Source organism: Microcystis sp. M165S2, from assembly GCF_020245885.1.
In the GTDB taxonomy this organism is placed as follows: domain Bacteria; phylum Cyanobacteriota; class Cyanobacteriia; order Cyanobacteriales; family Microcystaceae; genus Microcystis.
The window spans coordinates 1-11,025 of the sequence record NZ_JADBTZ010000095.1 but is presented as its reverse complement, the minus strand read 5'-3'; the positions used below and the strand labels follow the sequence as shown (position 1 = coordinate 11,025).

Genomic DNA, 11,025 nt, shown 5'->3' with positions numbered 1-11,025 from the left:
ACCTTTTGTATCCATCCATAACCTTACACATTTGTTACGGATAAATTGAGCAGTACGAATAGCATCGTCTATGGCTTGATACTGTTGAGTTTTAGCTTTAACTTTAAACTCTAAGACAAACATTTTACGCAGGGGGTACTTAGACAAAATCAGTATAGCACAATAAAAGTTAAGTTAACAAGATATAGTTTAAAAAGCCGTCCTAAAAGGACGGGGCTTTAACCCAAAATTTCGGTAAGCGAAGAAAGTAGAGTGGCACAAGCGAACAAATGAACCAAGCTGATTCTGCGTCTTGAAAAGCTAGATTAAAAAAGCTCAATCAACAGAAAGACTTTCTCCTGAGACTGAATTAGATACAGCGTTTCTGATCAAGAACTGTAACCTAATTTTGTATTAACGACCGACTCCTGAAAACGAAAACTTTTGATCTCAGACTAAATCCGGTTATTAAAGACCGATTATCTATTCCTCCTTTTGCCTCTTGCATGAGTTCCTGTCCTGATATGTAGGGTTTGCGGCAAAAAGTTTTTCGGTTACCTTTTCAAAACAGGATTTAGTCTTAGATGCGATCGCCTCCCTCGCTCCTTCCTGGGGCTTGACATAAATCCCGCAATAATGTTATAATAAAAGACTGGCTTAAGCCAAAGACAGCAGGTGCGAAACAGCTTAAATACCCTGCCGAGGTCAAAGCGAGAAAACAGCAGCCAAAAAGACTAAAGAGAGATATTTTCTGTCTTGGTCGTGCCTGAACTGGATTCTCTCCACTCAACCCCGGCGCTACAAGGGGTTATTTTTGCGCCTGTCTGTGGAACCGGTCCCCCGCATACAGGAGGTGAACAAGGGATGGGGAGAAGCAGAGAAAGCAAGGGAGTAATTCTAGAAGAATTAAAAACCTCCCTGAGCGAAGCTCAATTAACGATGGTCATCGACTATCAAGGTTTAACCGTCGCCGAAATCAGCAATCTACGCCGCAAATTGCGCCCCACGGGAACGATTTGTAAAGTCACCAAAAATACTTTGATGGGCTTGGCGATCGCTGAGGATAGTGGCTGGGAACCGATGAAAAGCCTTTTATCGGGAACATCCGCCTTTCTGCTCGTAAAAGAGGATATCGGTGGAGCTTTCAAGGCCTATCAAGAGTTCAAAAAAGAAAGCAAAAAAACCGAATTGCGCGGCGGTGTCCTCAAAGAAGGGACCAAAGGTCAACTGTTAACAGAAGATCAGATCAAAGCGATCGCCGATTTACCGTCGAAAGAACAGTTAATCGCTCAGGCCGCTGGAGCAATCAACGCCATTGCCACCAAACTGGCCCGCAGCATCAACGAAGTTCCCGCATCTTTGGCCCGTGCCGTCGATGCCGTGGCCCGTCAAGAAGAAAAAGAAGCGGCCTAACACCGCGCCAATCAATCACTTAAAACAATTAGGAGTCTAACCCATGTCTGCTGTAGCTGAAATCTTAGAAAAACTCAAAACCCTGACCCTCTTAGAGGCTGCGGAATTAGTCAAAGGTATCGAAGAAACCTTCGGAGTTAGTGCCGCCGCTCCAACTGGTGGCATAATTATGGCTGCCCCCGGGGCTGCTCCTGCGGCTGCTGCTGAAGCTGTGGAAGAACAAACCGAATTTAACGTCGTTCTTGAAGAAGTTCCCGCCGACAAGAAAATTGCTATCCTTAAGGTAGTGCGCGAATTGACTGGTTTAGGACTCAAAGAAGCGAAAGACCTGGTAGAAGCAGCTCCCAAAGCGGTTAAAGAAGGCACCAACAAAGATGATGCCGCCGCCGTCAAGAAAAAACTGGAAGATGCCGGGGCAAAAGTTAGCGTTAAATAGATCGCCACTGATTCTGGGGATCTAGATTACATCCCCAGACAAGCCGAAAAGCTCATTTCCTGATACTATAGGATTGTCATAGCAATCTTGTAGGATGTCCAACCATGGAAAGCGTCGCTTACATTTTGGTTTTAACTATGGCCTTGGCGGTAATTTTCTTCGCCATCGCCTTCCGGGAACCTCCCCGGATTCAAAAGTAAATTTCTTAACTCCGTTTAACTTAATAATTTTCTTCCCTGAGCCGCCCGCTTGTCCAAAGCAGGTTAGCGGCTCTGGTTTTCGTATTTAAAGGCTTAAATTAAAGGTTCCCCTCACCGAGCGCCTCCTATGCAGTGTCCTAATTGTCAGCATACCGATAGTCGCGTTTTAGAGTCCCGTTCCTCCGAAAACGGTCAGAGCATTCGTCGTCGTCGTGAATGCTTACAGTGTAAATATCGGTTCACCACCTACGAGCGCATCGAATTCGTGCCGATCACGGTGATTAAAAAAGATGGTAAACGGGAATCTTTTGATCGCTGCAAACTGCTGCGGGGTATCGTCCGCGCCTGCGAAAAAACCGGCATTCCCCCCTCAAGATTAGAGGCGATCGTCAATGATATCGAATCCCGTCTGCAGCAAGACTCAAAACGGGAGGTAACAAGTCAGGAGATCGGTCAATTAGTCCTAGAATACCTCCGGCAAGAATCGGAAGTGGCCTATGTGCGCTTTGCTTCGGTTTACGGCAATTTTCAGGGAATTAGAGACTTTATCGCCGCTTTAGCGCTGCTGCAATCCTCCGAAATTGAACGCGCTCATCCTTCTTGGTCTCAAGTGGAAGAAGCCAGCGTGATCACCTCATCTTAAATAGTCCCCGATTCAGTTATAATTAGGATCCCTTGTGCTATTTAAAGCCCAAGCTCTGGTTAGATTCTTAAAAGTCATTCTTGAGGCGAATTGCCTGCAAGAAAGCCGGATGCGGCAGTTCATCCCCTAGGCCCTGCCTAGAAACTAAATTGGGAGGTATCTCCTTTCTTTAGAAACTGTACATCACATAGGAGGAAAAACCTACGGAAATTCCGAGGCCCAAACAACGTACATGACCACCCAAAAAACCGCAAACAAAAACATAGGCTTTACCCATGAAGATTTTGCCGCCCTTCTAGACAAATACGATTATCATTTCAGTCCGGGAGATGTTGTCGCTGGGACTGTTTTCAGCATGGAACCCCGGGGAGCGCTCATCGATATCGGTGCTAAAACCGCCGCTTTTATCCCCGTGCAGGAGATGTCGATCAACCGCGTCGATAATCCCGAAGAAGTTTTACAACCTAACGAAACACGGGAATTTTTCATCCTTACCGACGAGAATGAAGATGGACAGCTAACCCTGTCGATCCGTCGCATTGAATATATGCGCGCTTGGGAACGGGTGCGTCAATTGCAAAAAGAAGATGCTACCGTGCGCTCAAATGTTTTTGCCACTAACCGTGGTGGGGCATTAGTCAGGATTGAAGGTCTCCGCGGCTTTATCCCCGGTTCTCACATTAGCACCAGAGAGGCGAAAGAGGATTTAGTTGGTCAGGAATTGCCCTTAAAGTTTTTAGAAGTGGATGAGGATCGCAACCGTCTGGTTTTAAGTCATCGTCGCGCTTTAGTGGAACGCAAGATGAACGGTTTAGCCGTGGGACAGGTGGTAATCGGTTCCGTGCGCGGAATTAAGCCCTACGGTGCTTTCATCGATATCGGTGGAGTCAGTGGTTTACTGCATATTTCCGAAATCTCTCACGATCACATTGACACCCCCCACACGGTTTTCAATGTCAATGATGAGTTAAAAGTGATGATTATCGATCTCGATGCCGAAAGAGGTCGCATTTCCCTCTCGACTAAACAATTAGAACCCGAACCAGGAGATATGCTGAAAAATCGCCCGTTAGTGTTTGAAAAAGCGGAAGAAATGGCGATTAAATACCGAGAAAAACGTCTAGCGGAAGCGGAAGGCCGCACTGTCTCGGAAGTAGTCGCAGAAATCGAAGGTCCTCCCGCCTTGGAGGAGGAAGATTTAGTTCTCGCTGCCACCGAGGAGTAGGTCAGTTATCAGTTATCAGTTATCAGTTATCAGTTATCAGTCGTCAGTTATCAGATTTGAGTTTTAAGTGTACAGTATTAAATAGGGTTTGCGGCAAAAAGTTTTTCGTGGGGGTGGGGTGTAGGGTGTAGGGTGTAGGGTTTTACTGATTTTGAGGGAGTGAATTACCTAATTTTCAGGGAAAAAGTACCTGAATTTTCCCCCCGATCACTCCAATGATCGGCACTTTTTGAGGGAAAAAAAGTCTAAAACTCTTACCCAACAAGGTTTTTAGATTTATTCAGCAAACCCTAAATAGAAGTTTCCTACTGTCTTTTCACTGATTACGTTTACTGATCACAGCAAAAAAGTTGGCTGCTCCCCGTTTAATTTAAATCCTGAAAACCGACACTGCTGGCAAATCCTGTAATTCCGGTCATCTCCTCACTACTGTTGGCATCGAGGAAACGATCCAAGTCATCGAAAGCGGTTCCGTAGGTAATAGTGTTATCGTCGTATCCTTTCAGACTGACGGTATGTTGATCAAAAGCTTGGTGGAGATGGGGTAAACCGATGAGATAACTGTAGGTAGTTGTTCCGATAGCTAAATCCCTACCCATTTCTTTAGTAGCCGACTCTAAACGAAAAGCGGCGTTGACCGTATCGCCGATCGCCGTATAATCTGGATGTTCACCGCTGCCAGTATTGCCCACCATGGCATAACCGGTATTCACTCCCGCACCGATGCGTAATGTAAAGGGTAAGGGATATTCTTCGCTTAAGGCGCGGGTCATCTTGTATATTTGGGTAATTGCTTGGAAAATTTGCAAGATATCGTCTTGATTGACTTCCTGTTGACCGTGAAACCAGATGGCCATGATCGCATCACCAATATATTTATCTACCCAACTGCCGGAACTGCGGATAATACTCCCGGCATGGCGAAACCAATTGCCAATCAGAGAAGAAAGCACTTTTTCGTCTAATTGCCTCGTTAAAGCCGTAAAATTTCGTATATCCACCACCATCACCGATGTTAAGCGACGTTCATGGAGGGGGGAGGTGGGGGTATCCCATTCTAAATTGCGCGGTTGCTTGCCTATATTAGTGAGAGTAGGACGATAGAACTGCACTGCGGTTTTGCCAAAGGTGATCCGATCTTTGTCATGGATAGTCACGGGAATGGCTACCCTTCTGCCATTAACAAAAGTTCCATTGCGACTACCGAGATCGATCAGATAAAAATCTCCTGTTTCCGTGGATTGTAAAATAGCGTGATTGCGGGAGATACAGTGATCTTTAATGACGATATCGTTATCTTTGCCCCGTCCGATTGTCCAGCAAGGTCTCCCCACGAGAGGGAAAAAACGCTCTCCCTTCTCGGTATGGAGTAGTAAATAAGGATTTTGTCCTAGTATATCCACGGGTAGATCAGCAGTAATAGATGGGTGATAGTAACTACACATTTTATACCTCACATTCCAGACATTTTCATATATCTAAGTAGGTAGGTAGAAATGGGAATTAGCCAGGAAAACCCTTAGGCCAGAGAAGCGGTAATCCAAAATAAACCATCGACTAAAATTGTACTCAATACGGCTCCGCTAAATGCCCACCAATAGTATAACCGTTTTTGCAAAGGATAGATACCGATCGCTAAGAGCAGGTTGAGCAGCACGATCGCCCAACTGATGCCCCAGGGGGTCTGAATTTGGGCCAAGGCGTTATCAAATATCGGTGCTACTAGGTTGGGGTCTAGTTCCACGGTCATCAATTGTCGCCAGTAGGGAATTAGTCCCGTTAGATAGAAATATAGGTCGGTGATGGCGGTTCCTAACAAAGAACCGAGATAGAAAAGATTGCCCACTTTGCCGCGACCTTTGCATAATCCCCAGAGAACAAAGGGCAGCCCGATCGCTTCCATGGGAATATGGATCAAGGGTTCCCAACGCCACCAACCCCAGTACAGAGAACCGGCTAACCAACTCCAACTAAAGCCCAAAAGTAAATCCCCCCAAAGACTGATTTTTGCTTGTTTGAGCAGCCAAATCCCTAAACCCACCCAGAAAACGGTTAAACCTAGGCTAATTTCGGGATAGTAGCGCACTAGGGGCGCTTGTACGAACACGGGGACTGATACCAGAAATGCTGCTGTCCAAAAGACGGATTGACATTTTTCCCAGTTAGGGACTAGGGGTTTCAGGCGATCGGAATTGCTGGGGACTAGGGTAGAGTTGAGCAAAGTATTTCAGAATTGTTACAAAACTTTACTTATATTAAGATACATCATTCTCTTTCTACTATATCCCCCCTAGGGGGATTTGGGGAAATTAAAAAATTGTTTTTGGCAATGCGCTATCCTGTTAGAATCGAAACGACAGCAGCGATCGAGGAGTGCAAAAAATATGGCAGCGGGCCATGAAGAAAATCCGAGAATGCCCCTAGATAAAGTTATTTTTGTCATTGCTTGCGTCTATCTAGGTTGGGTGGTGGCATGGCTAATCAGTCAAAAAAATGCCCCTGTCTCTCAAAATGGCCCGATTTCCCAGGAAGAGCAAAAGTTTATCGCCTATCTGCAATCATCCCTTGCTATTATCGATCGCCAAGGTCAAACTTCATCCCCCGATCCTGATCCTGATCCCCAAAATAACCCTTCTCCGGTAGCCACAGTTCCACCACCACCCCCTGCTAATTTACCGGTTAATAATAGTCCCCAGATCATAGAAAGAATTTACGTTCCCGTTTATCCCCAAACTCCTCCAACTACCGCCAAACTTGTCCCGGTTACACCCCCAAATCCCGACATTTCCGCGCCACCATTACCGGCTGCCCCCCAAGTGAATCGGCCGTTGGCAGCGGTTATTCCTACCAATAATCAGGTTAAAAATACCCTGGTGGGGGTGATGGATTTAGGCGATCGATCTTCGGCTTTATTTGATAATAAGGGGATAACTATGCGTATTTCTCCGGGGGAATTTATCAACGGTTGGACTTTAGTGGAAGTTGGTAGTCAACAGGTTATTTTGTCTCGCAACGGGCAAACGAAAGTCTTAGAAGTGGGACAATCTTTTTAGGGTGAACTACCCGCTGGTCCAGATTGTCGGGGCTTCTGAACTCACGGGGGAATGCCTGAAGATAGACTTACGCCCACCTTGCGGATTTGGTATGATAGAGACAATTAGAACAGGTTTGAGAACTAGGAAAAAATCTATCAATCTCCATTAATAAAACACCTTATTGACAAACATTTTGTTAACGAAGAAAATAAACTGTAGCGGTAATAATACTCAGAATTACCACAGTCCAGCGCAGATAACTAGGAGAGATAATTCTAGCTAGTTTTCCACCCAATAAACCCCCAATTAAAGAGCCAATTGCTATCACTATCGCCGCCGACCAATATACCTGATTAGAAAAGAGAAAAAACCAAGATGCCGCCACGTTAACCACCAAAGAAAGCAACTGTTTTAAAGCATTTAATCTCGTGAGATTATCCTTGAGAAATAAGCCCAAAATTGCCAATTCGATCACACCTAAACCCGCTCCAAAATAACCACCATAAATTGAAGCGAGAGCGATGGGTAAAACCGCCCAAATTTCTGGGATATTGCCCTTTTTATCTCCCTGTCGCCGCTGCAACCAAGAGCGTAAAGTATCTTGAAAAGCCAATAAAGCTGCCGCTAAAAGAATCAGAAAAGGAATCAGGCGATCAAATACTTGATCACTGCTATTTAACAGCAAAATACCACCGATAATGCCGCCAATAACTGCCGATGGTAGCAATAACTGAATCCGTTTTTGTTGCCCGTGCAGGTCTTTTTTTTGGGCGAGAGTTGCCCCCAGATAACCGGGGCATAAAGCGACGGTATTAGTCACATTTGCCATTACCGGTGGGATACCCACCGCCATCAGCGTCGGAAAAGTAATCAGACTACCGCCACCGGCAAGAGCATTAATTAAGCCGGCAGCCACGGCAGCGATTGCTAGGAAGCCATAGTGAATAGGCGTGAGCATTTAGGTGTTAGGGATAGTAATTAGGGCTAAATCAATTTTTTCCTCGTCAACTTGCTTAATTTCGGCTCTAATTCCCGGTCCAAAGTATCTTTCGATTTTTTCTTGTTTTGCCAGCCACTTTTCTAGGGGTAAAAGGGGCGATTCAAATTCTAGGGTGAGACAATAGGCGGAATCAACAGCAGTTTCACGAATTGCCACTAAAGTCGGTCTTTCCTCGTCCGTGGGGCTTAATCCCAGCTTTTCTAGGGCTTCATCCAGATGTACTTCCTGTCCGTAGCGATAGCGGGTGACATCCTTGCGAAGTTTGGTTTGGGTGATAGTAGCCTGTTGTTGGCGCAATTGCAAGATTTCGGGGCTAGTGGGTTGACTGAAGGGTATAGGTTTGATTTCTGAAGCTTTTAGGGCTAAACCTCCCAATAATAACGGTAATCCGTAGAAAAACCCCGCTAAATTGACCGTGGCGTTACCTTGGGCATAACCGATAATCCCGATAACCGTTAAAATACTGCCTAAAATTAAGCCAAAGTATGATAGTCTAATTTTCCTGAGCATGAAATAATTTTTTTCTTGAGTACGCTAATCCTTTAGAGATTATACAACTCAAAAGAATCTTTTTTGCAGATGGGCAGTGGGGAGATTTTTCAGTTATTAGCTACTGAAGGCAATTAGTGTCTATTGCCTATTGCCGATGTACTCGCAATTTCTCAATTAATTGAGATAATTTCTGGTCAGAAGCGGCAGTAATAAAGTCTAATTTAAACTTTTTTCCCTGACTGAGATATTCTGCATAACTAGACAGAAGAAAAGGACGAAACTTTTCATTATCAGCAATATAAACTTCAAAAAAAGCCACCAATAAAGCTCCCGCATAATTCTCGATTAAATTTTGATCGGGTAAAGTGATATTGACCACAGACTCGAGGGTTTTTTGCATTCCTGCATCCAATTCTGTAAAATTTACATGAGCTTGTCCCTCCACCATGGCCAGATATTTATCCGGCGTTTTTAACCAAGTAAAAGGAATGGCCTGTTCAAAAATTGGATTAGCTGCCGGGTCATAACTTCCCGAACCCAAGAGGACAGGAATCGAGATTTTACTTAAACCTTTTTCCCCAAAAATACTGCGGTTAACGGGATTAGCTGCAAAGACAGCCGTGACTCGTTCATCGCGAAAATTATAGACCTGTCTAGGCAATTCTAGGGCGCGACATTCCAGTAAAATAGCGATATTAATCCCGGAGTAAGGACGATTACAATCTTGGGCGAGATTATCAAAATCAATTTGTGCGCCGGCAACAGCTAGAGACGCGTAACCCCCGAAGGAATGACCCGCTACTCCCACATTAGTTAGGTCAAGTTTACCTTGAAATTGACTAGCATTACGTCTTGCTAATTCATCGATGACAAAGCTAATATCTTTGGGTCGATTAATAAACTCATTGCCATCAAAAATATTGCGATAATACCCCCCTAACATTCCTTGTAGGTATTTCATATCACTGCCAGGGTGTTGCGGTGCCGCTACTAAAAATCCGTAGGAAGCTAGATGTTCAATTGCTTGGGCATAATCTTCCGGTCGCGAGGCTAATCCGTGGGAAAAAATAATTACAGGTGTTTTGCCTTCTCGGAAAGTTTGCGGGATATAAACATTCACATATAAACTGCGATTGCGACTGCTATCGGTTAGGTTCCAAACTTCTTTTTTTACCTGAAAGCTACCGCGCTGACGCAAATCGGGTAAACTGGCATAATTAATCGCTGGTTTAACGGCAGCGGTTTCCTCGGCAGTCCAGAGGCGCATATCTTTGATAAATATTTCCGCCACATAAACCGCATAATCGATGGTTTTAGCTAATCCGAGGATTTCTTCCCCCTGTAACTGTATATTATTGGGGAATTTTTTCAGCACATTTAAAAGGGTTAATCCTCCTGGATCAAAAGCGGCACTAACAAGCGCACCCCGCAGGGCATATTTACCATTAATTCCCCCTTCAATGGTGATGCCTTTGCCCAAACGATAGAGCATATCAGCACCCATCACACTATTAAAAAAACGAGATAGTAAAATAGGATCGATGTCAATCTTTGTTAATAAAGCCTCACGAAACTTCTCTCTTGCTTCGGGAGTTGTTCTGGCAAGAAATCTTTTTAAATTAGCATCAATCTTTCCTTCTTTAGCAAAATTTTCTAGGGATGCTACTGATACAGAAAAGACGAGGGGAGTATAGACAAATTCAATTTCTTCAGCGGCTTTTAGGGGTAAAGCGGTCATACCCACAGCGAAAAGACTTAGGAGGAAAGCTCGCAGCCGACGGGTGGAATTATTTCTGGGAAAACGACCTTGTAAACTATGGCTAATCATGCGGTTTTTGGCTAGGGTAAATGACAATATGTGAACTACTCTCAAGGTCGTTGAGAGCTTCCTATTTCACGGGGGATTGCCTCAAGACGGACTTACGCCCAGATTTTGGTCTGACATCCCCTCTATAGGCAGTATCGCTAGTTCCTAACGACAATATCCGTAAGCTTTCATCTCGAATATTTATTGCCGCATTTATGTCCCGGTCATGAGTTGTCTGACAATGCTCACAAGTCCAATTTCTAACATCAAGCGGCAAACTACCCACTTGATTTAGACAGACATGACAAGTCTTATAACTAGGGAAAAACCTATCAACTTCAATATAGGTTTTTCCTTGCCATTCTGCCTTGTATTTAAGCATTGTACAAAACATTCCCCAACTACAATCACTAATGGCCTTAGCTAAATTATGATTGGGTACCATGGCTTTAACATTGAGGTTTTCTACAGCAATAACTTGGTTTTCGTTAACTATCTTACGGGATAGCTTGTGGAGAAAATCCTCACGACATCTTGAGATTTTAGAGTGAACTTTAGCTACTTTATCTCTAGCCTTTTGACGGTTGTTACTTCCTTTCTTTTTACGAGAAAGTTTTTGTTGTTTGCGTTTTAGATTACGTTGATGTTTGGCTAAATGTCTAGGATTATCATATTTACTGCCATTACTGGTAATAGCAAAATGATTAAGTCCTAAATCGATTCCTATGGCTTTACCGTCCGATGACTGACTGGGCAACTCTGATCCATCATCAACTAAAATAGAAGCGTAGTATT

Annotated in this window: 12 protein-coding genes, 1 pseudogene and 1 other annotated feature; of the genes and pseudogenes, 6 read left to right on the top strand and 7 right to left on the bottom strand. The window is 44.3% G+C overall.

Going from position 1 to position 11,025, the window contains the following annotated elements; translation table 11 throughout:
• Positions 1–123: pseudogene (locus tag IM479_RS05210) on the bottom strand (RNA-guided endonuclease TnpB family protein); the annotation flags it as partial.
• 500 nt (positions 124–623) lie between these two features.
• Positions 624–741, top strand: a sequence feature (ribosomal protein L10 leader region).
• Between the two features lie 102 nt (positions 742–843).
• Between IM479_RS05210 and rplJ the strand changes: the two are divergent.
• The 5 genes from rplJ (at position 844) to IM479_RS05185 (ending at position 3,896) form a co-directional block, all read left to right on the top strand.
• On the top strand, positions 844–1,392 hold the full coding sequence (rplJ, locus tag IM479_RS05205; protein ID WP_002737633.1) for a 50S ribosomal protein L10: 549 nt from the start codon (positions 844–846) through the stop codon (positions 1,390–1,392).
• A gap of 43 nt (positions 1,393–1,435) precedes the next feature.
• A complete protein-coding gene (gene rplL / locus IM479_RS05200) occupies positions 1,436–1,828 on the top strand; it encodes a 50S ribosomal protein L7/L12 (RefSeq protein WP_002781111.1) in 393 nt (130 codons plus the stop codon).
• Between the two features lie 104 nt (positions 1,829–1,932).
• Positions 1,933–2,028, top strand: a complete 96-nt coding sequence (locus IM479_RS05195; protein ID WP_071823417.1) for a photosystem II reaction center protein T — start codon at positions 1,933–1,935, stop codon at positions 2,026–2,028.
• A 127-nt stretch (positions 2,029–2,155) separates the two neighbouring features.
• Positions 2,156–2,671, top strand: a complete 516-nt coding sequence (nrdR, locus tag IM479_RS05190) for a transcriptional regulator NrdR (protein WP_002757126.1) — start codon at positions 2,156–2,158, stop codon at positions 2,669–2,671.
• Between the two features lie 232 nt (positions 2,672–2,903).
• Positions 2,904–3,896, top strand: a complete 993-nt coding sequence (locus tag IM479_RS05185) for a 30S ribosomal protein S1 (protein ID WP_004162767.1) — start codon at positions 2,904–2,906, stop codon at positions 3,894–3,896.
• Positions 3,897–4,261: 365 nt separating this feature from the next.
• On the opposite strand, the gene IM479_RS05180 is transcribed toward IM479_RS05185, so the two are convergent.
• Together IM479_RS05180 and IM479_RS05175 are read right to left on the bottom strand one after the other, a co-directional pair.
• Positions 4,262–5,299: an adenylate/guanylate cyclase domain-containing protein gene (locus tag IM479_RS05180; RefSeq protein WP_502845712.1), complete on the bottom strand. Its 1,038-nt coding sequence runs from the start codon at positions 5,297–5,299 to the stop codon at positions 4,262–4,264.
• A gap of 116 nt (positions 5,300–5,415) precedes the next feature.
• The gene (locus IM479_RS05175) at positions 5,416–6,117 is read right to left on the bottom strand and encodes a DUF3120 domain-containing protein (RefSeq protein WP_287684814.1); all 702 of its coding nucleotides are present in this window, start codon (positions 6,115–6,117) and stop codon (positions 5,416–5,418) included.
• Positions 6,118–6,280: 163 nt separating this feature from the next.
• On the opposite strand from IM479_RS05175, the gene IM479_RS05170 reads away from it, so the two are divergent.
• On the top strand, positions 6,281–6,949 hold the full coding sequence (locus tag IM479_RS05170) for a hypothetical protein (RefSeq protein WP_286825421.1): 669 nt from the start codon (positions 6,281–6,283) through the stop codon (positions 6,947–6,949).
• Between the two features lie 178 nt (positions 6,950–7,127).
• Here IM479_RS05170 and IM479_RS05165 read toward each other — a convergent pair whose 3' ends face one another.
• The 4 genes from IM479_RS05165 to IM479_RS05150 form a co-directional block, all read right to left on the bottom strand.
• Complete coding sequence (locus IM479_RS05165; protein WP_286825422.1) at positions 7,128–7,889, bottom strand: sulfite exporter TauE/SafE family protein; 762 nt, start codon at positions 7,887–7,889, stop codon at positions 7,128–7,130.
• The gene (locus IM479_RS05160) at positions 7,890–8,441 is read right to left on the bottom strand and encodes a DUF2854 domain-containing protein (RefSeq protein WP_287684813.1); all 552 of its coding nucleotides are present in this window, start codon (positions 8,439–8,441) and stop codon (positions 7,890–7,892) included.
• A gap of 127 nt (positions 8,442–8,568) precedes the next feature.
• On the bottom strand, positions 8,569–10,251 hold the full coding sequence (locus IM479_RS05155) for an alpha/beta hydrolase (protein ID WP_287684817.1): 1,683 nt from the start codon (positions 10,249–10,251) through the stop codon (positions 8,569–8,571).
• Positions 10,252–10,312: 61 nt separating this feature from the next.
• Positions 10,313–11,025: RNA-guided endonuclease InsQ/TnpB family protein (locus IM479_RS05150; RefSeq protein WP_287684812.1), on the bottom strand; the 713-nt coding region annotated here is incomplete at its 5' end.

What these genes read in the sequence shown, in the direction of transcription:
- rplJ (WP_002737633.1), top strand. Translation starts at nt 844, where the DNA reads ATGGGGAGAAGCAGAGAAAGCAAGGGAGTAATTCTAGAAGAATTAAAA.
- rplL (WP_002781111.1), top strand. Translation starts at nt 1,436, where the DNA reads ATGTCTGCTGTAGCTGAAATCTTAGAAAAACTCAAAACCCTGACCCTC.
- IM479_RS05195 (WP_071823417.1), top strand. Translation starts at nt 1,933, where the DNA reads ATGGAAAGCGTCGCTTACATTTTGGTTTTAACTATGGCCTTGGCGGTA.
- nrdR (WP_002757126.1), top strand. Translation starts at nt 2,156, where the DNA reads ATGCAGTGTCCTAATTGTCAGCATACCGATAGTCGCGTTTTAGAGTCC.
- IM479_RS05185 (WP_004162767.1), top strand. Translation starts at nt 2,904, where the DNA reads ATGACCACCCAAAAAACCGCAAACAAAAACATAGGCTTTACCCATGAA.
- IM479_RS05170 (WP_286825421.1), top strand. Translation starts at nt 6,281, where the DNA reads ATGGCAGCGGGCCATGAAGAAAATCCGAGAATGCCCCTAGATAAAGTT.
- IM479_RS05165 (WP_286825422.1), bottom strand. Translation starts at nt 7,889, where the DNA reads ATGCTCACGCCTATTCACTATGGCTTCCTAGCAATCGCTGCCGTGGCT.
- IM479_RS05160 (WP_287684813.1), bottom strand. Translation starts at nt 8,441, where the DNA reads ATGCTCAGGAAAATTAGACTATCATACTTTGGCTTAATTTTAGGCAGT.
- IM479_RS05155 (WP_287684817.1), bottom strand. Translation starts at nt 10,251, where the DNA reads ATGATTAGCCATAGTTTACAAGGTCGTTTTCCCAGAAATAATTCCACC.